Source organism: Acinetobacter sp. FDAARGOS_559, from assembly GCF_003940475.1.
GTDB classification, from domain to species: Bacteria; Pseudomonadota; Gammaproteobacteria; order Pseudomonadales; family Moraxellaceae; genus Acinetobacter; species Acinetobacter baumannii.
Window position 1 is genome coordinate 3,353,274 of sequence record NZ_RKJG01000005.1, and the last position, 26,995, is coordinate 3,380,268.

24 protein-coding genes and 1 other RNA gene are annotated in these 26,995 nt (G+C 41.1%); 17 read left to right on the forward strand and 8 right to left on the reverse strand.

Annotated features, from left to right (window positions below; translation table 11 throughout):
• The first annotated feature begins 14 nt into the window (after positions 1-14).
• From argB to EGS71_RS17695, 6 genes are all read left to right on the forward strand, one after another.
• Positions 15-923, forward strand: coding sequence for an acetylglutamate kinase (gene argB, locus EGS71_RS17665; RefSeq protein WP_001135419.1), 909 nt, complete (start codon positions 15-17; stop codon positions 921-923).
• A gap of 120 nt (positions 924-1,043) precedes the next feature.
• Positions 1,044-1,826 carry a GNAT family N-acetyltransferase gene (locus EGS71_RS17670; protein ID WP_000890283.1) on the forward strand — a complete coding sequence of 261 codons (783 nt, stop codon included), beginning with the start codon at positions 1,044-1,046 and terminating at the stop codon, positions 1,824-1,826.
• A 108-nt stretch (positions 1,827-1,934) separates the two neighbouring features.
• On the forward strand, positions 1,935-2,783 hold the full coding sequence (locus tag EGS71_RS17675; RefSeq protein WP_000336554.1) for a class II glutamine amidotransferase: 849 nt from the start codon (positions 1,935-1,937) through the stop codon (positions 2,781-2,783).
• Between the two features lie 251 nt (positions 2,784-3,034).
• Positions 3,035-3,490: a bacteriohemerythrin gene (locus tag EGS71_RS17680; RefSeq protein ID WP_000782976.1), complete on the forward strand. Its 456-nt coding sequence runs from the start codon at positions 3,035-3,037 to the stop codon at positions 3,488-3,490.
• A 152-nt stretch (positions 3,491-3,642) separates the two neighbouring features.
• The gene (locus EGS71_RS17690) at positions 3,643-4,710 is read left to right on the forward strand and encodes a hypothetical protein (protein WP_004736014.1); all 1,068 of its coding nucleotides are present in this window, start codon (positions 3,643-3,645) and stop codon (positions 4,708-4,710) included.
• Positions 4,710-5,033 carry an RnfH family protein gene (locus EGS71_RS17695; protein WP_000442582.1) on the forward strand — a complete coding sequence of 108 codons (324 nt, stop codon included), beginning with the start codon at positions 4,710-4,712 and terminating at the stop codon, positions 5,031-5,033. The genes EGS71_RS17690 and EGS71_RS17695 overlap by 1 nt, the downstream gene beginning before the upstream one ends.
• A gap of 54 nt (positions 5,034-5,087) precedes the next feature.
• Here the strand turns inward: EGS71_RS17695 and EGS71_RS17700 are convergent, their stop codons facing one another.
• The gene (locus tag EGS71_RS17700) at positions 5,088-5,486 is read right to left on the reverse strand and encodes an outer membrane protein assembly factor BamE (RefSeq protein WP_001170993.1); all 399 of its coding nucleotides are present in this window, start codon (positions 5,484-5,486) and stop codon (positions 5,088-5,090) included.
• A gap of 111 nt (positions 5,487-5,597) precedes the next feature.
• Here EGS71_RS17700 and fur point away from each other — a divergent pair, with 111 nt between their 5' ends.
• Positions 5,598-6,035, forward strand: coding sequence for a ferric iron uptake transcriptional regulator (gene fur / locus EGS71_RS17705; RefSeq protein WP_001122847.1), 438 nt, complete (start codon positions 5,598-5,600; stop codon positions 6,033-6,035).
• Between the two features lie 69 nt (positions 6,036-6,104).
• On the opposite strand, the gene EGS71_RS17710 is transcribed toward fur, so the two are convergent.
• Positions 6,105-7,223, reverse strand: coding sequence for a PilT/PilU family type 4a pilus ATPase (locus EGS71_RS17710; protein WP_000347039.1), 1,119 nt, complete (start codon positions 7,221-7,223; stop codon positions 6,105-6,107).
• Positions 7,224-7,250: 27 nt separating this feature from the next.
• Complete coding sequence (locus tag EGS71_RS17715; protein ID WP_000355489.1) at positions 7,251-8,288, reverse strand: type IV pilus twitching motility protein PilT; 1,038 nt, start codon at positions 8,286-8,288, stop codon at positions 7,251-7,253.
• Positions 8,289-8,414: 126 nt separating this feature from the next.
• On the opposite strand from EGS71_RS17715, the gene EGS71_RS17720 reads away from it, so the two are divergent.
• Positions 8,415-9,107 carry a YggS family pyridoxal phosphate-dependent enzyme gene (locus tag EGS71_RS17720; protein ID WP_001108513.1) on the forward strand — a complete coding sequence of 231 codons (693 nt, stop codon included), beginning with the start codon at positions 8,415-8,417 and terminating at the stop codon, positions 9,105-9,107.
• A gap of 200 nt (positions 9,108-9,307) precedes the next feature.
• Here EGS71_RS17720 and EGS71_RS17725 read toward each other — a convergent pair whose 3' ends face one another.
• Entirely contained in the window at positions 9,308-12,904 is a 3,597-nt protein-coding gene (locus EGS71_RS17725) for an SbcC/MukB-like Walker B domain-containing protein (protein ID WP_000698789.1), read from the reverse strand.
• A gap of 9 nt (positions 12,905-12,913) precedes the next feature.
• The gene (locus tag EGS71_RS17730; RefSeq protein ID WP_002011272.1) at positions 12,914-14,182 is read right to left on the reverse strand and encodes an exonuclease SbcCD subunit D; all 1,269 of its coding nucleotides are present in this window, start codon (positions 14,180-14,182) and stop codon (positions 12,914-12,916) included.
• Between the two features lie 163 nt (positions 14,183-14,345).
• Between EGS71_RS17730 and EGS71_RS17735 the strand changes: the two genes are divergently transcribed.
• Positions 14,346-14,819 (forward strand): OsmC family protein, encoded by a 474-nt coding sequence (locus EGS71_RS17735; RefSeq protein WP_000974355.1) that lies wholly within the window; start codon positions 14,346-14,348, stop codon positions 14,817-14,819.
• 67 nt (positions 14,820-14,886) lie between these two features.
• Here EGS71_RS17735 and EGS71_RS17740 read toward each other — a convergent pair whose 3' ends face one another.
• Positions 14,887-15,264, reverse strand: a complete 378-nt coding sequence (locus EGS71_RS17740; protein ID WP_001059437.1) for a VOC family protein — start codon at positions 15,262-15,264, stop codon at positions 14,887-14,889.
• A gap of 379 nt (positions 15,265-15,643) precedes the next feature.
• Between EGS71_RS17740 and EGS71_RS17745 the strand changes: the two genes are divergently transcribed.
• A complete protein-coding gene (locus EGS71_RS17745; RefSeq protein ID WP_000164152.1) occupies positions 15,644-16,096 on the forward strand; it encodes an ABZJ_00895 family protein in 453 nt (150 codons plus the stop codon).
• Between the two features lie 88 nt (positions 16,097-16,184).
• The gene (locus EGS71_RS17750) at positions 16,185-17,090 is read left to right on the forward strand and encodes a TIGR01777 family oxidoreductase (RefSeq protein WP_001039352.1); all 906 of its coding nucleotides are present in this window, start codon (positions 16,185-16,187) and stop codon (positions 17,088-17,090) included.
• On the opposite strand, the gene EGS71_RS17755 is transcribed toward EGS71_RS17750, so the two are convergent.
• Together EGS71_RS17755 and hemB are read right to left on the reverse strand one after the other, a co-directional pair.
• On the reverse strand, positions 17,082-18,197 hold the full coding sequence (locus EGS71_RS17755) for an NAD(P)/FAD-dependent oxidoreductase (protein ID WP_000546685.1): 1,116 nt from the start codon (positions 18,195-18,197) through the stop codon (positions 17,082-17,084). The two genes, EGS71_RS17750 and EGS71_RS17755, sit on opposite strands and share 9 nt — an antisense overlap.
• 25 nt (positions 18,198-18,222) lie before the next feature.
• On the reverse strand, positions 18,223-19,236 hold the full coding sequence (gene hemB, locus EGS71_RS17760) for a porphobilinogen synthase (protein ID WP_000222569.1): 1,014 nt from the start codon (positions 19,234-19,236) through the stop codon (positions 18,223-18,225).
• Positions 19,237-19,378: 142 nt separating this feature from the next.
• Here hemB and EGS71_RS17765 point away from each other — a divergent pair, with 142 nt between their 5' ends.
• From EGS71_RS17765 to EGS71_RS17790, 6 genes are all read left to right on the forward strand, one after another.
• Positions 19,379-19,876: a thioesterase family protein gene (locus EGS71_RS17765; protein ID WP_002156418.1), complete on the forward strand. Its 498-nt coding sequence runs from the start codon at positions 19,379-19,381 to the stop codon at positions 19,874-19,876.
• Positions 19,877-20,145: 269 nt separating this feature from the next.
• Positions 20,146-21,297, forward strand: a complete 1,152-nt coding sequence (locus EGS71_RS17770; protein WP_000128703.1) for an EmrA/EmrK family multidrug efflux transporter periplasmic adaptor subunit — start codon at positions 20,146-20,148, stop codon at positions 21,295-21,297.
• A gap of 6 nt (positions 21,298-21,303) precedes the next feature.
• On the forward strand, positions 21,304-22,827 hold the full coding sequence (locus EGS71_RS17775) for a DHA2 family efflux MFS transporter permease subunit (RefSeq protein ID WP_000857095.1): 1,524 nt from the start codon (positions 21,304-21,306) through the stop codon (positions 22,825-22,827).
• A 304-nt stretch (positions 22,828-23,131) separates the two neighbouring features.
• On the forward strand, positions 23,132-25,117 hold the full coding sequence (ggt, locus tag EGS71_RS17780) for a gamma-glutamyltransferase (RefSeq protein ID WP_001042938.1): 1,986 nt from the start codon (positions 23,132-23,134) through the stop codon (positions 25,115-25,117).
• Between the two features lie 160 nt (positions 25,118-25,277).
• Positions 25,278-25,637: a transfer-messenger RNA gene (gene ssrA / locus EGS71_RS17785) on the forward strand.
• A gap of 378 nt (positions 25,638-26,015) precedes the next feature.
• A complete protein-coding gene (locus EGS71_RS17790) occupies positions 26,016-26,984 on the forward strand; it encodes an IS30 family transposase (protein ID WP_012308653.1) in 969 nt (322 codons plus the stop codon).
• The last annotated feature ends 11 nt before the right edge of the window (positions 26,985-26,995 follow it).

A 26,995-nucleotide genomic window follows, 5' to 3' on the forward strand; every position in this document is an offset into this window, starting at 1 on the left:
TAAGGAGAGGCGCAATGCCACAAGATCAGCATCTCGGCGTCGACAAAGCAAAAATCTTGATTGAAGCTTTGCCATATATTCAACGTTTTTCTGGTAAGACGCTGGTGGTGAAATACGGTGGTAATGCGATGACTGATCCTGAATTGGAAAGTTCATTTGCCCGCGATATCGTTTTACTTAAAACTGTGGGTTTAAACCCGATTGTTGTGCATGGCGGTGGCCCACAAGTTGACTCTTTCTTAAAGCAATTAGGACGTGAGTCTGACCGTATTGATGGTATGCGTGTGACCGATGAAGCTACGATGGAAGTGGTTGAAATGGTCCTAGGCGGTAGCGTAAATAAATCTATTGTTAATTTGATTAATAAACACGGCGGCCGTGCAATTGGCTTGACTGGTCAAGATGGTAACTTATTACGTGCCCGTAAATTATTAATGGAAAAACAAGAAGAGGACGGTTCTATCAAACATATCGATTTAGGTATGGTTGGTGAGGTGACCGGGGTTAAAACTGACGTATTAGAGATGTTTACTCAAAGCGACTTTATTCCTGTTATTGCTCCATTAGGTGTTGATGAAAAAGGTAATACTTACAATATTAATGCTGACTTGGTGGCTGGGAAGGTCGCAGAAGCATTAGGCGCAGAAAAATTAATTCTGCTGACTAATATTAGTGGCGTATTAGATGAAAACAAAAACCTTTTAACCGGTTTAACGACACAAGAAGTTGACCGTTTAATCGAAACAGGCGTAATTTACGGTGGAATGATTCCTAAAGTAGGCTGTGCCCTTGACGCTGTAAAAGGTGGTGTTGTGAGCGCACATATTGTTGACGGTCGTGTACCGCACGCAACATTACTTGAAATCTTTACAGATCACGGGGTTGGTACGCTTATTTCTAACCGTACACAAACAACTCACTAAACCTTATTATTTTTTATTGAAAGATCACGCTAAGTGGTCTTTTTTTATGCCATTTAATTTTGGTCATTTTTTTGTCATGAGCTTTGACTAGTGTAGTGGGTGTCACTAGGAGCGTTCATTATGCTGGAAAAATTTAATCAATATCGCCAAACCTGGACTTTACCTTTAAATCGCCATAAGGCTAACAATCAAACACAATTCCGCTTTGAATGGGTTGATAATTTAAAAGAATTACAAGATGTACAACGGTTTCGTGCACAACAATTTAGTAAACAATTCGGCATTCAATTTGAAGATAATTTAGATCAAGATATTTACGATTTTGGCTGTGAGCATGCTGTATTAAGAGAAAAATGGACAGGAGAGATAGTTGCTTATACACGACTTAAGCTCTTCCAAGGCCATGAAATAGGGCAAAGTTACAGTGCTAATGAGTTTGACATTGTTCCACACTTGTCGCATTTGCCAAATGTATTAGAGATAGGGCGTACTTGTGTACATCCACGTTTTCGTAATGGTAAGGCACTTTCAACATTATGGCTGAATCTTGCACCTAAAGTATTGTGGTCAATGCGTGCTAAATATTTGATGGGATGTGTCAGTATTCATCTGCAAGATAATTTGGCTAGAGCGTACTATACGCACCGTCAAATTCAGCAGTTACCGGATACTAAAACCATCGATATTCGTTCTAAGAAAATCTATGAACCTGAATATCCGGAGTTTAGTTTCCCTCAAGATGAGCGGATGCCGAAACTATTCCAAATGTATTTGAGTATGCAGTCTAAATTATCCAAAGATGCTTTCTTTGATGCTGAATTTAACTGTCTCGATTACTTTGTATTTTTAGAAGTGAATAAAATTGCCACTTCGTTTGTAATGAACAAAATGGCTCAGCGATAAAGTTATCTTATATTTTGTAATAGCGAGCGCATATTGGGATTTACAAGCCAATTTACTCTCATGCACAATAGTACGCATGGGGTAATGAAGTGAAAGTTTAAAAACAATATGTGCCAGCTATTAGGAATGAATTGTGCAACACCAACGGATATCACTTTTTCTTTCCGTGGTTTTTCACAACGCGCAGGAATTACCTCTGACCATAGTGATGGTTTTGGTATTGCCTTTTTTGAAGATAAGGCATGCCGTTTATTTGTAGATAACCAGTCTGCAGTTGAATCACCAATTGCTGATCTTATTCGTAATTATCCCATTAAATCACGTAATGTAATCGCACATATTCGTAAGGCGACTCAAGGAAAAATTACGCTTGAGAACTCACATCCTTTTATTCGGGAGTTATGGGGACGTCACTGGATTTTTGCCCATAATGGCGATTTACATGATTTTAATCCACCCTTGAGCGGACGTTTTACGCCGGTAGGGAATACCGATAGCGAAAGAGCATTTTGTTATTTATTAGATCAACTGGTCGAAGTATTTGGTTATGAAGAACCAACGCTTGAGCAGATATTTGAAGTATTAGAAAAGATTTCTCCTCAAATTGCAGAATATGGGACATTTAATTTCTGTTTATCGAATGGACAAGCTTTATTTAGTTATGCGATTACTAAATTACATTGGTTAGTTCGAGAATATCCATTCAATAATGCACATTTAATTGATTTAGATGTTGAGGTTGATTTTAGTCAGGTGACGACTCCTGAAGATCGAGTTGCAGTAATTACCACTGAGCCTTTAACTCATAATGAAACATGGATTGCTTATCAACCTGGTGAAATGATTTTATTTCAACATGGTAAACCTATAAAAAAAGCGATCACTCAAGTTGAAAGATTAATACGTGAAGAGAAAAATCCTGAACTTAAGCGTATTACTCGTGCTGACCAATATTAATTTTTTATTGAATGAAATGTAATTTCTTAAGAAATATATATTTTTTTTATTTAATAATAAAGTATTTTGTTTAAAAAATACTTTATCTTTTTAGTTGGTTAATATTAATTAATTTTTTAAAAATCAAAATCTTAACTATTTATTCATTTTTATTTATTTAAAGCCGACAAAATAGCTTTGTTTTTATTTATACCCTTTAAAGATAAGATGCGGTTTATGCAACAGTCATTAAACATCATTGGGGGTGATGTATGAAAATGAAATGGGCTTCAGAATATAATACTGGTATTGACGTTATTGATGAGCAACATAAACGAATACTGGATTATATTAATGAGATTGATGATGTAAAAGATGATGAGGATAGACGTCGTATTAAAGATGTTTTAGATAATATTATTGATTATACACAATCACATTTTACCTTCGAAGAAAGTTTACAAGAGGAAGCGGATTATAAATATAGAGTGCCTCATAAACGTGTACATGACTTATTTATTAAAAAAATAGAGTTATATCGTGAACGTTTTGAAATGGGCCATACGATTGAAGCAGAATTACAAGAGATCTTGGCTAAATGGTTAATTAACCATATTCAACATGATGATGCCGATTATGTGGGGGCAGTAAAAGAAAATATGATGGGGATTATTAGAGAAAAAGAAAAGAAAAAAGGAAAGAACTGGTTCGCCCGTTTTTTCTCATAACCTTAACTAAAAAAACTCTAATATATAGTTAGCGCGGCAAACTATCGTTTCGGTGGTTTGCTTTTTTTATTGTGCAAACTTTGATTTTCATGCATGAGACGGGCAAAATATCTATAGACTTTTTCAAGGAATGCATAATGCAGGACATACCTATGTCACGATGGTTATCGCCTCTTATGGCGTTTTGCTTATCTTTTGTCATCATGGCCACTTTAGCACCAACCATGGGAATCCAGATTGATCGTCAAATCGATTTCTGGTTATTGTGGTTTGGCACTATGTTGTTATTGGCATTACCAGTTTGTTATTTGGAAATTGCTTTAGCAAAACGATCAAAAACAACCGCTTTAAATGCGTTATCGAGTTTAACTCGTGAAGCTGATAGTTCCCCTAAATGGCGTGTGGTTGGCTGGCTTGCTGTTGTTTTTATTCCTTTCTTAGCGGGTAACGTTCTAAGTACTGCGAGCAATATATTAGTTGCACAGTTTGCCCCAAGCATTTCCGGTCAAATTATTTTTGCAGGCCTTGCAGTTGTTGCCTTGGTATTATCTTTTATTCCACGCCAAATACTCATTTTATTAATGACCTTAGGAGTAATCGCTTCTATTGTGTTGGCAAATATGATGGGCTCGACTTTACAACCTTGGCATTGGACCAGTGTTGAGTTTAAGGAGTGGGGTAATGCAACTGTACTTGCACTTGTCGCGAGCGGGTTAGGTTTAGGGCTTTACTGGCAAAATAGTGTAGGTGCTGTTCAGGCGCAAGAAGGCGCAACGAAAACTGTTCTTCCAATTTGGTTAGCTCAGCTCATTGCTGTGGTTGCTTTTGGCTTTTTCTCGCTTCAGGCTCAATTACCTGTTTTAACGTGGATATTTACCGGAGTAATGACATCCGCGTTATTTGTGCAGTTGGCTAGAGAGCAATTTGCTCAGCGTCAGCTTATGCCTGTTTTACAATGGGTGATTATTGTTGTCGCAATTGCAGTTTGGGCTGTGCCGGAAGTTCATAATTTATTCACGCTCATTCTTATGCTGTGGGGCTTACTTATTTGCTTAATCTATGCAGTTTTTGCAGGTTGGATTATGAAAATTAGCCACTTGCGTAAATCGATGAATTTCAGCAATGAGCTTTTTTATAACCTATGGCGTATTGCTGTACGTATCGTATTGCCGCTTTCAATTATTGTGGCAATGATTGCTGTAATTGGACAAAGTATCTAATGGAACGCACACAACAAGTTTGGGTCGCTTTTGCGGTACCGGAACAACAGTTTTTAATTTCAGTTCCATTTGAAGAGGGAATGACTGCTGCACAGGCAGTTCAAGCAAGTGGTTTATCAAATCAAGTTGATTTGCCTGAACCACTTCAGCTCGGCATTTTTGGAATAAAAGTAGAAACTGATGCGGTATTACATGCAGGCGATCGAGTTGAGGTTTATCGACCATTAACGATTAATCCAAAAGATATTCGCCGGAAACGTGCTGCGAAAAACCCTGTAGGCAGATACATTAAAGGCAATCGCTTTAAGCAATCAGCTCAATAAGCAAAACCCCTCAAGTATTTCACTAGAGGGGTTTCTTTTTATTAGAAAAAACGATTATAGTGGTGGGGCAGTTAAAATTGCTTCTTTGGAAGCAGGTAAACCTGGTTGCGATTCTGGAATAGTCTCTAAACCTTCAATTTTAGTTACGGTTCCAGTTTCATCAAAGTAAATTTTTAAATGCTGACCATGTGCTGCGGGGATTTTCGCTTTTTTAGCATATGTTCCCGGGATATAGTTGTAGATATAGTCCCAACGTTGTGGATTGAGGGGATCAGTCACTGTTGGGCTACCAAGCAAAAAGCGCACTTGCTGGAAATTCATGCCGACCTGTACTTGAGAGGCTTGAGCTTTAGTCAATGGAGTCCCTTGAGGAATATCAACCTTATATACACCAAAGATTGAACAACCAGCTAGGAGTGAAGTGACGAATAACGTCAGCACGAGTTTTTGCATTTTGCTACACTATCCCAATAAATTATGATGCATTTGATCAAAGGATAGATCATACTTCATCTAAATTCTATTGCCTATTCCAACTTGAGATTTGTTGAGAGACCTTTTTTCATGCCTATTTCCAATCAAGATTTGCGCAAAGCTGGACTTAAAGTTACCCTTCCACGAATTAAGATTTTGGAATTATTAGAAAATTCAAAACAACATCATCTTAGCGCCGAAGATATTTACAAGACTTTGTTAGAGCAAGGGGAAGATGTCGGACTTGCGACAGTTTACCGTGTGTTAACACAATTTGAAGCTGCGGGTATTATTCAACGTCATCATTTTGAAAATAACCATTCTGTTTTCGAAATCATGCAAGAAGATCATCACGATCACTTAGTATGCCAAAACTGTAACAAAGTCATTGAATTTACTAATGATGTTATCGAGAAAGAACAGCATTCTGTAGCAGAGCAACATGGGTTTACCTTAACGGGTCACTCATTAAATCTCTATGGTTACTGTAATGAACCTGAATGTCAGGAAGCACTGCGCAAGAAATAATCGTTTTCACATAAAGAAAACAAATAAAAAAGGAAGGTTACGTTTAACCTTCCTTTTTTTATGAAGAAATTACTGACGATCAAAAGTTAAATGCTGTTTCCCGTCTGATAATTGATCGGGACCTTCATCTGCAAGTTTAATGGTTAAACGCAAATCGTTCGGTGAATCAGCATGTTTAAGCGCATCTTTGTAGGTAATTTGACCAGCTTTATATAAATCAAATAAAGCTTGGTCAAAGGTCTGCATACCAAGTTCACGTGAGCGTTTCATCAAATCTTTAATTTCATGAATTTCACCTTTACGGATGTAGTCTGAAATTAATGGTGAGTTAATTAAAATCTCAATTGCTGCACGGCGTGAATTACCATCTGGTGTTGGAATGAGCTGCTGCGCAATCATTGCCTTTAAGTTAAGTGACAAGTCCATGTAAAGCTGACTATGACGGTCACTTTCAAAAAAGTGAATAATACGGTCGAGCGCTTGGTTGGCGTTGTTAGCGTGCATGGTAGCTAATACAAGATGGCCTGTTTCAGCAAAGCCAATCGCGTAGTCCATGACTTCACGAGAACGGATCTCACCAATTAAGATCACATCCGGCGCTTGTCGTAGTGTATTTTTCAAGGCAATTTCAAATGAGTCGGTATCGATCCCGACTTCACGCTGAGTAATGATGCAGCCTGCATGTTCGTGAATAAACTCAATCGGGTCTTCAATGGTAATGATATGGCCTTTAGAGTTATGGTTACGATGGCTGATCATTGAAGCCAATGAAGTGGATTTACCTGTACCTGTCGCGCCTACGAAAATAATAATGCCGCGTTTGGTCATCGATAAATCTTTAAGTACAGGTGGTAACTGTAAGTCATCAATTGAAGGAATCTTGGTTTCAATACGACGTAGTACCATGCCCGGCATGTCGCGCTGCTGAAAAGCACTGACACGAAAACGCGCCGTTTTTTCACGGTTCATAATGGCAAAGTTACATTCACGAGTTTCTGCAAATTCTCTGCGTTGTTTTTCACTCATGATGGAATGTAACAGTTGACCAATCACTTCCCCAGAAAGACTGTTTTTTGAAATTGGAACAATTTGCCCATTAATCTTCATAGAGGGCGCAACGCCATCTGTAATAAAGAGATCCGATGATTTTTTTTCAACCATCAGGTTGAGCAAGTCATTAAAATCCATAATTGTATTCTCGCTATTTTGTTATTTTTATAGGAATGATTCAGGCTGTTTTGCCGCAGTACGTGCGGTTTGTGGACTAATCACACCGCGAGCGACTAAGCCTTTTAAGCTTTGGTCTAGTGTGGTCATGCCATGATTGGCACCAGTTTGAATGGCTGAGTACATTTGCGCGACTTTGTTTTCACGAATTAAGTTACGAATAGCCGGAATACCAATCATGATCTCATGCGCTGCGACACGGCCACCACCATTCTTTTTAAGCAGGGTTTGTGAAATAACCGCTTGTAAAGATTCTGACAGCATGGCACGAACCATGTCTTTTTCTTCGGCAGGGAATACGTCAATCACACGGTCAATGGTTTTTGCTGCCGACGTGGTGTGGAGTGTACCAAACACCAAGTGACCTGTTTCGGCAGCGGTTAATGCCAAGCGAATAGTTTCAAGGTCACGCATCTCACCGACTAAAATAATATCTGGGTCTTCACGCAGTGCTGAGCGAAGTGCTTCATTAAAGCCGTGTGTGTCACGATGCACTTCACGCTGGTTAATGAGACATTTCTTAGACTGGTGTACAAATTCGATTGGATCTTCCACCGTTAAAATATGGTCATAGCGGTTTTCGTTAATATAATCGAGCATCGCTGCAAGCGTAGTTGATTTACCCGAACCTGTTGGTCCCGTCACCAGTACAATGCCGCGAGGATAGTCGCAAATATCTTTAAAGATTTGCCCTAGACCTAGATCTTCCATGGTGAGGACTTTAGATGGAATAGTACGAAATACTGCACCAGCACCACGGTTTTGGTTAAATGCGTTAACACGGAAACGCGCAACGTTAGGTACTTCAAAAGAAAAGTCAGTTTCGAGTTTTTCTTCATAGTCACGGCGCTGTTTATCATTCATGATGTCGTAAACAAGACGGTGGACATCTTTATGTTCTAAGGCTGGTAAGTTAATACGACGAACTTCACCGTCAACACGAATCATTGGTGGCATGCCAGCAGAGAGATGTAAATCGGACGCGCCATTTTTCACAGAGAAGGCGAGTAGCTCTGTAATATCCATAATTTCCCCAAGTAAATCAAAATATGTCATTATTTTGTAGAATAATATACGGCTTTCACCGAGGCTTACCAACACCTCGCTTTAGGTGAAAAGCAAAAAAGTTTTTTGAAAATGAGAACCTTGTCAATGAATTACCTGCAAGATGCGCGACAGCACGTATTACAGCAAATCAGAACAGCTTGTGAACTTGCTCAGCGTGCGCCTGAAACTGTGCAACTTTTAGCCGTATCGAAAACTCATCCGAGTGAAAGATTGCGTGAAATGTATGCAGCAGGGCAAAGGGCATTCGGCGAAAATTATTTGCAAGAAGCTTTAGATAAAATTGATGCTTTACAGGATTTGGATATTGAATGGCATTTCATTGGTCATGTTCAGCGGAATAAAACTAAGCATTTGGCCGAGCAGTTTGATTGGGTTCATGGGGTAGATCGTTTAATTATTGCAGAACGCCTATCTAACCAACGTGGTGATGACCAAGCTGCGCTTAATATTTGTTTGCAAGTCAATATTGATGGGCAAGACAGTAAGGATGGTTGTGCACCGGAAGACGTTGCCGAGTTGGTTGCTCAAATGAGTCAACTACCGAAAATCAAGTTACGTGGTTTAATGGTGATTCCGGCTCCTGACAATACAGCTGCTTTTGCAGATGCCAAAAAATTATTTGATGCGGTAAAAGTCCAACATGCTCACCCAGAAGACTGGGATACATTGAGTATGGGAATGTCGAGTGATTTAGAAGCCGCAATTGCCGCTGGTTCAACCATGGTACGTGTAGGCACAGCTTTATTTGGGGCTAGAGACTATTCGCAAAAAGGCTGATGTAAGCGATTTCTTACAGAAATTGCGGCCTTTTGCGGCTATGGCAGACAATGCTTTTTTTGTACTATGAACTCATCAGGAAACAGGATGTTTCTAAGAATAACAATAAAAAGTCATGAATGGATGCAGACAGGTACGACAGGAGTCATACCAACGCAGAATCTAAAAAAGCCCCGACAGGATGTCGGGGCTTTTTAGTTTTAACCCACTATTTCAATGGTACTTGCACCAGCGCCAAGTGGTTTCACTTGAATTTGTACAGGAATGCGTTCATGCATTTCTTGAATGTGTGAGATGAGAATGACCTGACGTCCCTGATTTTGCAGTTGGTCTAAAGCATTCATGACCATGTGCAAAGATGAGGCATCTAAAGTACCAAAACCTTCATCAATAAACAGTGATTCAATTTTCATTGAACCCGATGCCATATTGGCAATCGCTAAAGACAAGGCAAGGGCAGTTAAGAACGACTCACCGCCAGATAAAGAGGCAACTGAGCGGGTTTCTCCATCCATGTCGTGGTCAATAATGGCAAGACTTAATGACTGATCAAGACGTTTTAGCGTATAACGCTGAGAAAGCATCGCCAGTTGTTGGTTGGCATGTTCAACTAAAATATCTAGGTGATATTGCTGAGCATAGTCACGGAACTCTTTACCTTTGGCATCACCAATCAAGCCTGAAATTTTGCTCCAGCGATGTTCTTCTTGTTGAATGTTTTGAATTTGCTCAGCGTATTTTTGCTGTTTGGCAAGGTTTTGCTGATGTAATTCAAGCTTCAGCTTTAGTCCATCACGCACTTCAAGCTGTGCTTTGAGCTTTGCCATATTGTCTTGAATGAGGGTAACGAGCTTTTCGTATTCAATATCTGGCTGAGTTTGTAAGTGCTCGCTTAATTGCTCTTGCATCGTTTTAAGGGCAGAAGAGGCTTCACTTAATAAACGCTCGGCATGATTAAGACGGTTACGAATGTCTTGCTCTTGTGCTGAATTAATCTGTATGAGTGCCGTAAGATCAGATGCCTGAAAATCAGTATGGGCTTTTAACCAGTTTTGAATTTGCCCATCAATCTGTTGTTGATGTTGTTCTGTGTGTTGATACTGATGTTTAAGTTGATCGAGCGCCTGTTTTTGCTGCTCAAAGTGTTGTCTGGTTTGTTCGAAACGTTGTTTAGCCTCATGATACGCCGTTTGTTGGTGCTGACGTTTAGCGTCATGCTCAATTAACCATTCATGCGGCTTAATATCCGAACGGCCCGTCATTTGCTGAATGAGCGATACCGCTTTTTCATTATTTTGTTGACCTTTAAGCGTAATCTCTTGGAGATTTTGATCGATCTCATCAATTTGCTTGGTCATTTGCTCAAGGTTGGCAGACAGCATTTTAAGTTCTTGCTGCTGTTGTTCAAAACGCTGTGAAAGCTGTTCTTGTTGTTCAAGTTGCTTAGCACGTGCATCCAGAATAGCCCAAGTCTGCTTAGCTGTTTGGCTACTTGCTTGCTGCCATGCGTGCTGTTCGGCTTCAGATAAACACTCAACAATATGTTGAACTTGTTGTTGCCATTGCTGTGCTGTATTAAGCAAACTTTCATTACGCTGAATAGTTTGAACAAGTTGATTGTGTTGTTTAATGGCTTGGGTTAAACGTAAGTTTTCTGAATCAAATAAACTTATGGCAGTTTGTGTCGCTTGTCTCAGCTCATTAAGTGTTTGTAAGATTTGTTCAGGAGCTTGATTAAGCTCAATGTGTAATTGATTGAGGTTAAACGCCTGCTCAAGTTCTTGCTGTAAGTGCGTCTGTTTTACTTGCAGTTGAGCTAGGTATTTCTGAACTTGATCAAGCTCGGCCCGGCACTGAGTAAGTGCATGTTGCTGGGTTTGCCATGCATTAAACTTAGTTTGCTCGAGTGCAATAGCTTGTTGCTCTTGCTGTTGCTGCAAATCGAACAAGGCCTTCGATACCGCACTGTCATCAATACGGTAGGGGTGGTGGGTACTTCCACAGACTAAACACGCTTCACCTTCTTTAAGATTGGCACGTAACTGTTCAATATTTTCGGTGTGTAGTAAACGTTGCTGTTGCAGGATGTGCTGTAACTTTTCACGTTCAGTTTTTGCTGTTTGGTAGTCTTGTTCAGCTAACTGGCAAACGGTTTTAAGTTGCTCTTCTTGCGCGGAGGCTTGAGTATGTTTTTCGGTGAATTGCTGAAGCTCAGCATATAGCTCATGATAAATTTTTATTTTCTGTTGAATCAGATCTAACTGCGTGACTTGAGCAAGTTTCTGATCTTTATCTTTACGCTGTTGTTCAAGCTTTAACTCAATCTGTTCAACGGTGCCTAGTGAAGCTGTGAGTTGTTCGAGTTCACTTTTAGCTTCCGATAGCTTTTGGCGAGCAAGGGTAGGGTTACCGAGCTGTTCTTCAATCGTTTGGTAATTTTGAATAAATTGCCCAAGCTGATGTAGATGTGCTGAAAGGCCCTTATCTAATTCAGCATATTGCTGAGTTTGGATCAGCTGCTGTTGTAGATGAATTTTGTTCTGCTCAAGCTGTGCAATATGCTGTTGTACAGCGTTTCGCTGCTGTTGTAGTGGGCTTAGGTTTTGCTCAAGTACCTGTCTTTTTTCTTTGCACTTTTTATATTCATCGGCAATAAAAGCGCGTTCTTGAATGGACTGTCGAACTTGATTTAAAGCATGTTGATGCTGTTGCTCAAAATCGAGTGTTTGTTTGAGCTGTTGTTCTGCAAGTTGATATTGTTTTTGTCCCGTTTCAAAAATTTGCACCAACTCATTAAACTTGGTTTGAGCTTGCTGAATTTGCGGCTCAACTTGTTGTAGGGTCTGTAAATTTTGAGCTTGCTGAAAAACTTGTGGGCGTATTTCAGAGAAAATTTCGAGTCGTTTTAATTGCTCACGTTCACTAGCCAGTTGTTGATGGTGATTTTGCTGGGTTTGAAACTGTTGCTGTTTCGCTTGAACTTCTTGCTCAAGTTTTGCTTTGCGTTCAAACCATTGTTGCTGTTTGTCTAAGACATGTTTTTGCTGTTCTAACTGTTGATAGTTTTGTTCGGCTTGCTGGTATTGCTCGGTAAATGCAGCAATCTCTTCATCAGACAAAATTTCAATGTGACCTAAAAACTCTTCCAGCTGTTTACGCTGCTTTGCAATATCAGCTGTTTTACGAAAAGCCAGTTCACCGATTTTGGCGAAAATGCTGGAGTTGGTCAGGTACTCAAGTAATTCACCACGTTCACTGTCTCGAGCTTTTAAAAATGCAGTGACTTCTGACTGGGCAAGTAATACAGCACGAGTAAACTGCTCAAATGAAAGCTGGGTAATTTGTTTAACTTTTTCATCAACTGCTTTGGCTTTGTCGGCAAGCACGACACCATCGGTCAAGCATTTTAAGTGGCGCTGCACACTTTGCAATTTACCATTTGGGTTTTCACGTGCACGTTTAATTTCCCAACGAGCCAAATAGCGCTTTTGATCTTGCGCAATAAAGCAAAGCTCAGCAAAACCATGTCCTGTACCACGGCGTAAAACAGTTAAAGGAGAGTTGGTTAGTAACTCGGAACCATCGACATCTTTTAATTTGCCATCGCTGTCTTTAAGGCGAGGGACTCGATTAAACAAGGCCAGACACATCGCATCTAGAATAGTCGACTTACCTGCGCCAGTTTTCCCCACAATTGCAATGAGACCTGCATGGGCCAGAGGTGCGCTTTCAAAGTCAATAAAATGTTCATCAGCAAGCGATGCCAGATTTTTTATTCGAATGGATAAAATTTTCATGGCATATCCTTAATGGCTTGCATCATTTTCAAGATGTTTTTGTGCTTCTTGTACCAGACTCAGAAAATCTTTTAAGACCGCATCATCGGCGTTGTAACCTTGTTTTTCCCAAATATTTTGAAAGAGTTTTTCCGGTGTTGGCGGTTCAAGAGCAATGTGCTGGGTGGTATTTGAATTAGTCGCGTCTTTGTTTACGTATTGACGTGAAATACGCACTAGACGATAGCGGTCAGGTGGTAGAGCAGCTTCAAACTGCTGACGTAAATTCGGCTGTGGTGGCGTTAAACTATAATATTCAATATCGACATATTCACGGTGGTCAATATTTTCAATCACGCCGTGAGGCAAGGCTTTGAGTTGTTGCAGTACCTCGTTTAGCTCACCACGAATGCGGTGCAATTGTATGCAACGCGGAATTTCGACAGCTTCAAATTGCAAACGGCTGTCAGTGTCTTGAGAAGGGTCAATTTTGACCTCAACCACTTGGTGCTTATAGTTAATTTCGCTAAAAGAAAGCGGAATGGGTGAACCGCTATAACGAATGTGCGGCTGACCTACTTTTTGTGGTTTATGTAAGTGCCCTAAAGCGACATAGTCGACCGCATCTTCAAATAACGTCGTTGAAAGCGCCTCTTCATTACCAATAATAATGGGGCGTTCAGAGTCGGATGTTTCCCCACCTTGCATATGCGCATGCGACATCAAGATAAGCGCTTGGTCTGGTGTCTTACGACGTTTGGCTTCGGCAATGAGTTGCTGGTGCAAATAGGCAATCGCGTTTTTGCTATTGGTGGTATGTTCGTTAAAGCCCGTAATTTCGGCCGAACGTAAAAAAGGCAGGGCAAGGCACCACGCCACAATATCTTGATTTTGGTTATAGATAGGTAAAAGCAGTCGATCGAGATCTAGGGTTTTATCTTCATTCCAGCGAACCACACCCACAGTTTTTGCATTGTATTTTTCTAAAAGCGGTTCGACCTGTTCAATACGGTAGCCTGAGTCATGGTTACCCGCAATCATGAGTGTTTGCATGTGCGGTGCAATACGATGGGCATCTGCTAAAAATTGGTAGAGTTGTTTTTGTGCTTGAGAACCCGGGTTAATGACATCAAAAATATCGCCAGCAATAAGCAGGGCATGTGGTTGTTTTTCTTGGATTTGAGTGAGCAACCAGCTTAAAAATTGTTGGTGTTCGTAGTGTCGTGAGTGATTATAAAAAAACTGCCCCAAATGCCAGTCAGAAGTATGTAGAAAATGTACGGACATAGAAACAGACATCAAGCCAAGATAAACACAGATACGTTAGCATAAATTGGCAGGAGATTTTATCAAGACATTTTAAAGTGTTCGTTATTTAAGCCAGCAATGAAATCTGAATTATTTTGTCTCCTTAAGCTCTGCTTTGTTACTATCAGGTCAAACCATGAACTTTGAGAACAAAATGGCTATTCATAAATACGAAGTAAAAATACAGTGGGAAGGCAATACGGGTACAGGCACTTCCTCTTATCGTTCATATAAACGCGACTTTAGTATTCAGCATCCTCAAAAGACCACTATTCAAGGTTCATCAGACCCTGCCTATTTGGGCGATGTGACCAGATGGAACCCCGAAGATTTATTGGTTGCATCAGCTTCAGCTTGTCATAAGCTTTGGTATTTACACCTATGTGCAGTCAATCATATTCACGTTGTGAGTTATGTCGATCATGCACTGGGATTTATGGAAGATACAGATCCGGTCAAACGTGGTCATTTTACCCAAATTATTTTAAGGCCCGAGGTTGTTTTAGAAAAAGGTGCTGACCAAGAGCTTGCAGCAAAACTGCATGAAGAAGCACATCATGAATGTATGATTGCCAATTCGGTAAATTTTCCAATTACATGTGAAGCCAGCTTTAGCTTTGCTGAATAATTCATATGAAATAGCCACCGATAAAAGCGGTGGCTATAAATTAAAATAAATAGGCTAAATAAAATCTTTAAGCTGCATTTTCATCGACTTGAAAAATACCAAAAACGTTGTGGTCTAAATCGACAAAGTAACCATGCCAAGCGCGGCCCGGAATAGCGAATTTATCCATTGCCACAATGCCACCTTGCGCTAAAATTTTTGCAGCCACTTCATCGAAGTTTTCCACCTGAACCGAACAGGTAAATGCATTGGTGCCATATTCCATTGGCGGTGTTTGAGCAGGGCGTTTTAATAGTCCACCCATAATTGAAGGTGTTTCTATGCGGTAATATTCAATAGGTAAGCTTTCATCGAGTTTAAATTGCCAACCAAACACAGCTTGATAAAACTGCGCATCGCGGGCAGGGTTTGAAGACTGGATTTCAAAATAGGCAATATTGTTCATATTATTTAAATCATATTTTTATGGTGTAAAAAGTATACGCATAGCCTTTATAGCCACGAAAGCACTATTGTGTATGGTGAGCGTAAAATAAATGACAGTGCTAGAAAATAAAAACCGACGATTCGAGTGATGAGAGAATCGTCGGTCAAAAACTTCATCAAGGGTTTCGGCTGCTAACAAAACCTAATCCGAAGGAAGAAAGAGTCGTAATGAAAGGTCACCGAAACAATTTTGCGGATGCCGTGCAAAGGAAGTATTCGGTTGCTGCGACCTTGTTACCCTATATAACGTCAAGAGATCAGGATTGGTTGACAGAAAAATGAAAAAAAATCGAAAAAAATTTATAATTATTTTTTGAACCCATAAATTAGGCAAAAATATGACCAAATTACGTTCTTACTTTCTCTGGTTTTTTGCTTTATGCATCGTGCTAACCTTAATTGTCGGTGTGATTGCAGCACTATTACCAGCGAGTGTAGGCGGTATTTTAACAGCCGTTCCATATTTAGGCGCAATGATTTTTGTCTTATTTAGATTTTTAAAGAAAGAACGCCGTGCACCGACAGTACCAGAAAAAAAGAAATTTACTTTAGGTTTTACTCTCATATTTTGGGGCTATAACTTGTGTGGTGTTTTATTTGGTCTGTTTTTATTTTCAAGAAAAGACCCTGAGATTTTGCAAAACTTTATGCTTTACCTCAAACAGCCTCAGTTCTTAAGCATTATGGTCATTATGCTTTTAATGTTAGCTATTCCGCTTTATTTAATTACCTATTGGTTTTATGGCAAACAAGCCCAGCGCATGGCAAACAAAATGTTTAATGCGTCATAACTCACCACAAAAACTGATACGATTAGATCGTTATTAAATTTTATAACTATATCAATTAAAAACTGCTGTCCTCGGTTTTGGAGGAAATATGAATAAGAATGTATTAATCACAGGTGCCAGTGGCTTTATTGGAACGCATTTAATTAGGTGCCTGCTACAAAAAAATTATAACGTGGTTGCTGTGACACGGCAGGCTGGAAAGAAATCTGACCATCCTGCCTTGCAGTGGGTACAAAAGTTCGAAGATATTTCGACCCGTCAAATTGATTATGTGGTGAATTTGGCCGGTGCAAATATTGGTGAGAAACGCTGGACTGAGTCACGTAAAAAACAACTCATTGAAAGCCGTGTAAATACGACCCAAAAACTGTATGCATGGCTCAAGCAATCTCAAATTTTTCCTGAAGTGATTGTCTCTGGTTCTGCAATTGGTTATTACGGTATAGATGCTCAAGAAAAGTGGACAGAGGTGTGCACTGAACAAAGCTCGCCACAGCCCATTTTCATGTCTCAGCTTTGCCAAGAGTGGGAACGCGCAGCGTTAGCAGACGCTCAGCAAAACACTAAAATTATTCGCTTAGGCGTAGTGTTTGGGCAGGGCGGTGGCATTTTGCCTAAAATGTTGCTTCCTATTCGACTCAATTTAATCGGTCAAATTGGTCACGGACGTCAGCCTGTAGTATGGGTACATATTGAAGACGTATTAAACGCAATTGAGTTTATATTCAAGCATCCTCAATCTGCTCAAATTCACAATGTGGTGGCACCAGAAAATGTGACCCAAAAGGTATTTGTTGAACAAGCTGCCAAAGTTTTGAATAAGAAACCAATGTTGTCGGCGCCTAGTACAGTTTTTCGCTGTTTGTTAGGAGAGCAGTCGCAATTGATCTTAAATGGGCAATACGTCAAACCCGCAGCCTTACAAGCAGAAGGATTTGAGTTTGCTTATCCTCAATTAAAAATGGCTTTAGAGAATATACTCGCCTCAGGCTAAGATTTTATTTTGCAAACGCTCTGGTGAATATGCTTTGGCATCAACTAAGGTCGGTTGACCGAGCATAAGCTGACGGAGCAATTGCGCAGAACCTGAGCCCATACACAAACCATTTCTAAAATGACCAAAGTTTGCCCAGAGGTTGCCCATTTCAGGCATTTTGCCAATATAGGGAACACCATTTGGTGAACTTGGTCTGAGACCTGCCCAGCGATGTACGATCGGGAAATCGGCCAGTTCAGGTACCATTTCTAAACATGCTTCCAAAATATTGTGCTGGGTGGTTTCGTCAGTAGACGTGTCAAAACCACGATGTGCCATGCTTGACCCGCACACAATATGACCGTCCATACGTGGAATCAAATACATGACTCGATTCATACACATGGTCGGTAGCCAGTGAGCAGGGGTTTTAAACAATAGCATTTGACCTTGAACAGGTTCGACTGGAATTTCGAGTTGTAATTGTGAGTTCCAGTAGTGGCTCCAAGCGCCCGAAGTTATTACAAAATGGTCTGCTGTATGTTTGCGGCCATCTTCGGTTTGGAGCGCCTGTATCACATCACCTTGTTGAATCAGTTTTTTAACAGGAGTGTGCTCAAAAAACTCAACGTTTGGGTGTTGTTTTAAATAGCGAATCAGGGACTGTAATACGCGTGGATTACGAATATTAGACAGTTCAGGGAAATAAATGGCTTCTTGAAACTGATCGGAAATATGTGGATTAACTTGTTCTAGCGCATCTCGCTGTAAATATTCACAGCGCTGCATCGGCTCTTGATGCTGCTCGGCGTAGGAAAGCCCGATGTCAAAATCTTCTTCATCAAAAATTAGCATGCCTGTGTCATGAATTTCAAAATCAATCCCTGTAACAGGGTAGAGCTTTTGGTTCCATGCTTGATAAGAGGCTTTGCCAAATTGGGCAAGTTGGTTCACTGCATGCACATAGCGCCACGGGTACATCGGAGAGAGAATACCTCCACCAGCCCAAGAGGCTGCTTGTCCCGCTTGTTGTTGATCAAAAATGCTGATGGTACAGCCTTGTTCAACCAACTCCAGCGCAGACATTAGTCCACTTATGCCCGCGCCAATGATTGCAATATGCATGCAGTGTTATCCTTTCTCTGCGAACTTAGTTCATTTCCTTGAGTTTTTCAGCAGCGGTTTCTGCAAAGTAAGTCCAGATTCCGTCTGCACCAGCGCGGCGGCAACACATGAGCGATTCTAAAATCACTGAGTCTGATAACCAGCCATTTTGAATTGCGCCAGCTAACATTGCGTATTCGCCACTCACTTGGTAAATGAATGTCGGAATACCAAAGGTATCTTTCACTTCACGTACCACATCCAGATATGGCATGCCCGGTTTTACAATCACCATGTCAGCGCCTTCTTGAATATCAAGCGCGATTTCATGTAACGCTTCGGCACGGTTGGCAAAGTCCATCTGGTAGTTATATTTATTACCACCTTTTAGGTTGGATGCAGAGCCAACAGCATCACGGAACGGACCATAGAAGCTAGATGCGTATTTTGCAGAGTAGGCCATGATGTTGGTATAGATGTGACCATTGGCTTCTAAAGCTTGACGAATTGCGCCAATACGGCCGTCCATCATGTCACTTGGTGCAATCACTTCGGCACCTGCTTCTGCGTGACTTAAGGCTTGTTTAATCAAGCATTCTACAGTCTCGTCATTTAGCACATAGCCAGTTTCATCAATAATGCCGTCTTGACCATGAGTCGTGTATGGGTCGAGGGCACCATCGGTAATTAACACCATTTCTGGTAATTCTTTTTTAAGCAAACGGCAGGTGGTTTGTACTAAACCATCTTCACGCCATGCAGCTTCTGCGGTAAGGCTTTTATCTTCTTGAGGTGTTACAGGGAAAAGAGCCAGTTTGGATACACCTAATTCCAGAAGTCTTTCAGCTTTTTTCAGTAATAAATCTGCCGACAAACGCTGAATGTTTGGCATACTTGGAATATCTTGGGTTTGATTTTGTCCCGGTAATACAAATACTGGATAAATCAAGTGATTGGTAGTGAGCTGTGTTTCGCTGACCATCGCACGCAACTGGTCATTTTTACGGATACGGCGCATGCGAGTAGCTGGAAATGCAGGACGATTGAACGTATAAGTCATAACAATCTCGATGTTCGGTATTACACTAGGATAGGTTGGCGGATATTCCATTACTGTCAACCGACTGCTGTATTGTAGCCCCATAATGCTGGATTTGTACAAAATTATGGGTGTTTATCATGCTTTTAAATTTAGGCAACGTATGAGTGATGAAAAGAAAAATTGGACGGGGAACATACAATTAGGCGCCAAAACCGACCTAAATGTGGTTCTCAACCAATTGTGTAAGGCGTTTAATAGCTGTCCATTTTTTAAGCATAGTGGAATGATTATGCGTGTGGTAGATGGGCACATTGAAGGCTATGTTGAAATGCAACCTGACCTCATTGGCAATTTGGCTTTTCAGGTTTTGCATGGTGGTGTGGCTGCAACTTTGCTCGATAGCATTGGTGGAATTGTGGCAATGGAACATCTCTATCGCCGTTCAACCCCCGAAACCCTGCCTGAAACCATTAAACAGGTTACGCGCTTGGCAACTGTCGATATGCGTGTAGATTATTTGGCACCAGGGCGTGGTAAATATTTTATTGCACGTGCCGAAGTACTACGTTTAGGCCGCAAGGGCTGTACCATGCGTATGACCATGGTCAATGATGAAGATAAGCAGATTGCTGCCGGCATTGCCTCATATGCCTATTAATCTAGGCATTTTAAGCATTTAAAAAGCGCTCAGGGCGCTTTTTTTCATATTAAAAAAGATAAAAATTTCACAAAAACTTTGAGATAAACATTAATTTAATTAGAACGAACGCATTAGTTATATTTTTTTATTCTCATATCATGAGGTTTTAGCGTTAAAATTGTCTCCTTTGACAATGCGGTATGTCTTGTTTATAGAAAAATAAAAACTCTATAACAAGGTGTAGTGCGAGATTGATGGCAAAGCCAACTCATCTTTAGGAACATACCATGACTGATGCACAAAGCAATGTACAAGAAACAGTGCCAACAACATCTGCCTCGGATGACAACATGCAAAACAAGCGCAAAAAATTTCTTGGTTTCTTTGCGCTGATTTTATTGATCGCCGCTATTTTATATGCAATCTGGGCATTATTTTTAAATCACTCGGTGAGTACGGATAATGCTTATGTCGGTGCAGAAACCGCGCAAATTACCTCAATGGTTAGCGGACAGGTCGCTCAGGTTTTGGTAAAAGATACTCAAACAGTACACCGCGGTGATGTGCTGGTTCGTATTGATGACCGTGATGCCAAAATCGCGTTGGCACAAGCCGAGGCAGAGCTTGCCAAAGCAAAACGCCAATATAAACAAACTGCGGCAAACAGTAGTTCTTTAAACTCTCAAGTGGTGGTTCGTGCTGACGAAATTAATAGTGCTAAAGCACAAGTTGCTCAAGCACAGGCCGACTATGACAAAGCTGCTTTAGAACTGAACCGCCGTGCACAGCTTGCTGCCTCTGGCGCTGTGTCTAAAGAAGAACTCACCAAAGCACAAAGTGCAGTTGAAACAGCTAAAGCAGGGCTAGAGCTTGCTAAAGCCGGCCTTGCACAAGCGACTTCTAGTCGTAAGGCAGCCGAAAGCACCTTAGCTGCAAACGAAGCGTTAATTCAGGGTGTAAGCGAAACCTCGACTCCGGATGTACAAGTTGCCCAAGCGCATGTAGAACAAGCTCAGCTTGACTTGGAACGTACCGTGATTCGTGCACCAGTTGATGGTGTGATTACACGCCGTAATATTCAAGTTGGTCAACGCGTTGCACCAGGTACAAGCATGATGATGATTGTGCCACTCAATGATTTATATGTAGATGCTAACTTCAAAGAAAGTCAGTTGAAAAAAGTTCGCCCAGGTCAGCCAGTCACATTAACCTCAGATTTATATGGTGATGATGTTGAATACCACGGCAAAGTGGTGGGCTTCTCTGGTGGTACAGGCTCTGCCTTTGCCTTAATTCCGGCTCAAAACGCAACAGGTAACTGGATTAAAGTGGTTCAACGCTTACCGGTTCGTATTGCACTTGACCCGAAAGAACTTGCTGAACACCCATTACGTGTTGGCTTGTCGATGGAAGCAAAAGTCGACTTATCTGCGAAGTAAACGCTTATGAAAACGCAAACACCTTTTGCCGAGTTAAGCGGTGGCCGTTTACTACTGGCAGCGTTTGTTATTGCCTTGTCGAACTTTATGGTCGTACTTGATACGACCATTGCCAACGTCTCTGTACCGCATATTACCGGTAACCTTGCTGTTTCAAGCACACAAGGAACATGGGTCGTTACTTCATATGCAGTTGCAGAAGCGATTTGTGTACCTTTAACGGGTTGGTTGGCAGGCCGCTTTGGAACGGTGCGGGTCTTTATCTTTGGTTTAATTGGCTTTACGGTCTTTTCTTTCCTATGCGGTTTGGCAACATCGTTAGAAATGTTGGTGTTTTTCCGTATTGGGCAGGGTCTTTGTGGTGGTCCACTTATGCCACTCAGCCAAACCTTGCTTATGCGTATTTTCCCTCAAGAAAAGCATGCGCAGGCAATGGGCCTATGGGCAATGACCACAGTCGTCGGGCCAATTTTAGGACCAATTTTGGGTGGTCTGATTAGTGACAACCTGTCTTGGCACTGGATCTTCTTTATTAACTTACCGGTTGGTATTGTCTGTGTATTAGCAGCAATGCGCTTGTTAAGAGTAGCCGAAACAGAAACCATTTCTTTAAGAATCGACACTGTTGGTTTAGGGCTGTTAATTCTGTGGATTGGTGCGTTACAGCTTATGCTTGACTTGGGGCATGAACGCGACTGGTTTAATAGCACCAGTATTGTGGTTTTAGCTTTAACTGCCGCCATTGGCTTTGTGGTGTTCCTGATATGGGAACTCACTGATAAACACCCCGTGGTAGATGTCAAAGTCTTTAGGCATAGGGGCTTTGCCATTTCGGTACTGGCCTTGTCGCTCGGCTTTGGCGCATTCTTTGGCAGTATTGTACTGATTCCGCAGTGGCTGCAAATGAACCTTTCCTATACCGCAACGTGGGCCGGATATTTAACTGCAACCATGGGCTTTGGTAGTTTGACCATGTCACCAATTGTGGCAAAACTTTCGACCAAACATGACCCGCGTGCACTGGCGAGCTTTGGTCTAATTTTGCTGGGTATTGTGACTTTAATGCGGGCATTCTGGACCACAGATGCCGACTTTATGGCACTGGCTTGGCCACAAATCCTGCAAGGTTTTGCAGTACCGTTCTTCTTTATTCCACTGTCTAACATTGCACTTGGTTCGGTGTTGCAGCAAGAAATTGCATCTGCTGCGGGCCTCATGAACTTCTTAAGAACCATGGCAGGGGCGATTGGCGCTTCAATTGCAGTCACAGTATGGGATGACCACGCCAAAGTTGCCCGTAGTGAAATGGTGTCAAACCTACATACCACTGAAGTACAAAACACACTTTTGCAAAACGGTTTTACGGCTGACTCAACGCTCGGAATTATTTCAAATCTAGTCGATAAAGAAGCCATTACCATGTCGGCAAACCATGTGTTTCTGCTATTTGCGATTGTGTTTGTCTTTGCAGGGCTGGTGATTTGGCTGTGTCCAAAACCCAAACAGGTCAGCGGCATGCCTTCTCACTAAATATCAAAAGGCATCTCTTCGGAGGTGCTTTTTTTTAGGCCTACTACAAAATGAGCGAGTTTATAAATAACAGATTTTGCCTGTATTTAAAGAAATAAAGCATGCCAGAATTGGGCAAATCAGTTATAAAAGAGTGTGATAACAAACAAGGAGACATCACACAGAGCATAAAATAAACACCCTTAATCATTTAATATTATTAAAACTTTATTTTTATCAAAGATTAAAAAACTGAAGACCTGAAAACAAAGAAGCTTGCATGGCAATTGCATGGATAGGCAGGCGTATATATTGGAGTTATCACGTGAATAAAAGATATTCATTTTTGTTCAGTAGTTTATTAGCAGTCGGTTTATTACAAGGATGTGGAGATGACTCCTCGTCAGATCAGCCCAAGGATGATTCAAATACAACCCCGCCCAATTTAATTGTAGATAACGACCCGACCAGTTGTAGCAAACTGGCACAAGACGGTTCAAGCGTGGTGGTCGGTTCAAACCAAAATGGTGACCCCGCCGCGCCAGAGGGTGCATCGGGTTATAGACTCGGTAACACGGTTAAATACGCAGATAAATATATGGTGGTGGCAAACACGCCACTTGCAGTAAAAGCAGGGTGTGATGTTTTAAAAGCAGGCGGTAGTGCAGTTGATGCAGCCGTAGCAGTACAAGCCGTACTTGGTTTGGTCGAGCCACAGTCGAGTACCATTGCCGGTAGTGGTTTTATGATGTATTACGATGCCAAAACCAAGCAAGTCACTGCTTATGATGGCCGTGAAACCGCACCTGCTGCAGCCAACGAATATTATTTAATTCGCCAAAATATATATGACCCAAATTCACCTGCACCTGTACCAAGTGCCCGCCGTAGCGGTCGCTCGATTGGTGTGCCGGGTGTGATGCGTTTATTGGAACAAGCACAAAAAGAGCATGGCAAACTTAAGTGGAACCAACTTTTTGGTGAAGCGATTGGTTTGGCTGATAACGGTTTTCGCATACCGGGGCGTTTAGCAGATGCCATTGCAAGTAATGCAAGCAATTTAGCGCTCGATGCAAATGCAATGGCGACTTATTTCTACCCAGATGGATCACCACGTAAAGTCGGCGAGACCATGACCAATAAAGCCTATGCCAGAACACTTGAAGCACTCGCTTCACAAGGGGCAAACGCACTGCACACTGGTCCAATTGCGCAAGCCATTGTGGCAAAAGCAGGGCAAACCGTGGGTGACGACCAAGCACGGACTCCAATTACCCCAAGTTTGATGACCTTGCAGGATTTATCGAACTATCAGGTGAAAAAACGCGACCCGATTTGTACGACGTACCGTGACCGTTACTATGTATGTACCATGCCACCTCCATCTTCGGGAGGGATTGCAGTTGCGCAAACGCTAGGTATTTTAGAAAACTTTGATATGTCGCTTTATCCACCTAAAAACCCTGAAAATGAAGGCGGTGTACCCGATGTCATGGGCGTGCATTTAGTATCTGAAGCAGAGCGTTTGGCCTATGCCGACCGTGACAAATATGTCGCAGATACCGACTTTGTTCGTTTGCCGGCACAGGGTATTCCAAGTTTTATTGATAAAAATTACTTAAAGCAACGTGCAGCATTGATTAACCCGAACCAAAGTATGGGCGTTGCTCCAGCAGGTAATTTCAACCCAGCTTCGGGTGTCGACACCACTGTTGAACACGGTACAACTCAGTTCACGATAGTAGATGCCTATGGCAATGTGGTTTCAATGACATCGACTGTTGAATCGAGCATGGGTTCATTCCACATGGTGGATGGTTTCTTGCTGTCAAACCAGTTAACTGACTTTAGCGCAAACCCTTATGACAGCACTGGGGCGCTGGTTGCCAACCGTGTAGAAGGCGGCAAACGCCCACGTAGTACTATGGCACCAACTTTAGTATTTAAGGGCACCACGCCAGATGAATTTTATATGGCAACAGGTTCACCAGGTGGCGGTACCATCATTCAATATGTGGTTAAAACTTTGGTAGGTGCATTGGACTGGAACTTAAACGCACAGCAGGCCACTTCGCTTGTTAACTTTGGCGCAACCAATAGCAAAAACACCAATGTAGATAGCTCGAATGTACAGCTTTCCTTAGTTGACCTAATTGAAGGCTTAAAAGCAAAAGGGCATGGCATCTCTAACACTGCGCAAACCAGTGGTATTTCAACGATTATGAAAGTAAATATAAATAATCAAAGTAAATACGCAGGTGGGGTAGACCCACGCCGTGAAGGGATCGTGTTAGGCAATGGTGCCTTATAGAGCAAACTTAAAAAAGCTGTCATTTTTGGCAGCTTTTTTTATAAAGGGCCTTGAAAAAAACAAAAGGCACTCAATTATGTAAGTATGTTCATCAGTGGCAGAATGTTGATAAAATGCACAGCATTTTATTTTAGTTATGCTATGATGTGCAGACATTCATGGGGATGTTATTGGCTTCGACGCCGGTGATGAAACTCATAGATGCATGCCGAGAGCGCATTTTCTCTCGTAAATAAAATTTGCATTTAAATAGTCGCAAACGACGAAACTTACGCTCTAGCTGCCTAAGGGCCGCTTGTCCGCTTCCTAGAATACTTGTGGTCTGGGAACCCGACTGAAGCGCACGCACACAAGTCCGTATAGAGTCAAGCCTCGGGGCTTTATACCAAACTTAGAGGATCGCACCTTGTACCCTGTTCGTCGGGTCACTTGGTGTTAAAACAATAGACGATATCTAAGCATGTAGTATTCTCGAGCGTAGTGCTGGCGGACGCGGGTTCAACTCCCGCCATCTCCACCAAGATTCGTGAAAAGCCCTGAAACGAAAGTTTCGGGGTTTTTTGTTTTTATAAGTAAAATAATTTTATATTTGGGTAATAAGTAGATAGATATTATTTTTTTAGTAAAAGTATGTAAAATACTGTGTTGTATTGGTAATTTTTTATATATGAGATTATTATGACAATAGAAATTCTAAATGCAGTTATTCATGGTGTAAAAAAACAAACTAATAGTAGTATTGCAGAGCCTAAATATAAGCCTGGATGTTTTAACACAAGTGATCCATGGCAGAGTAAAACTTGAAGTGCGACATAAACCACCTAATTAATTTAAAGGGTTTATGGAGTATATAAAATTGTCATACCATCATCTTAACTTTGAAGATCGTACTGCATTAATGCTTGAGTCAAGAAAAGAAGGCTTTTCAGCCAGAAAATTTGCTGAACTTATTAAAAGACATCCTAGTACGATCTATCGTGAGCTTAAAAGAAATAGCATCAATGACGTTTATCAAGCTCAATATGCTTCTGATAACACTTTTGCTAGACGTAGACGTGGTCACAGAAAACTCAAAATCGATTCAATCCTCTGGAAATTTATTGTTGAAGCGATCCGTTGTTTATGGTCTCCTCAGCAAATAGCAAAGCGTTTAAAGACATTTCCTGATTTGGATCAAACAATGAATGTAAGCCATACAACGATTTATTCAACGATACGAGCATTACCCAAGGGTGAGTTGAAAAAAGACTTATTATCCTGTCTACGTCATGAAAATAAAAAGCGAAAAGCTAACGGTGAACCTAAAAAAGATTCTATATTACAGGATATTAAAACTATTCATGAGCGCCCAGCCGAAGTTCAAGAAAGAAAAATACCGGGTCATTGGGAAGCTGATTTAATTAAAGGTAAAGACAATAAAAGTTCGATAGCAACACTTATTGAACGAAATACACGGCTCTGTATCTTGGCAACATTACCTGATGCAAAGGCAGAATCAGTGCGCAAGGCTTTAACTGAAGCTCTGAAATATTTACCTGCAGAACTGCGTAAAACGTTGACCTATGACCGTGGACGTGAGATGTCAGAACATAAAATACTCGAAGAAGATTTAGGCATAGATGTATATTTCTGTGACCCACATTCACCCTGGCAAAAAGGCACATGCGAAAATATGAATGGTTTAATTAGGCAATATTTACCTAAAGGGATTGATTTAAATCAGGCAGATCAGCATTATTTAAATCAAGTTGCCATGTCACTGAATACTCGTCCTAGAAAGGCGTTAGATTGGCTTACACCATTAGAGAAATTTGCTCAGCTTGTTGATTATCATATGGCTTTTGAAACTGTCGCACCTCATGTTTGAATTCGCCCATT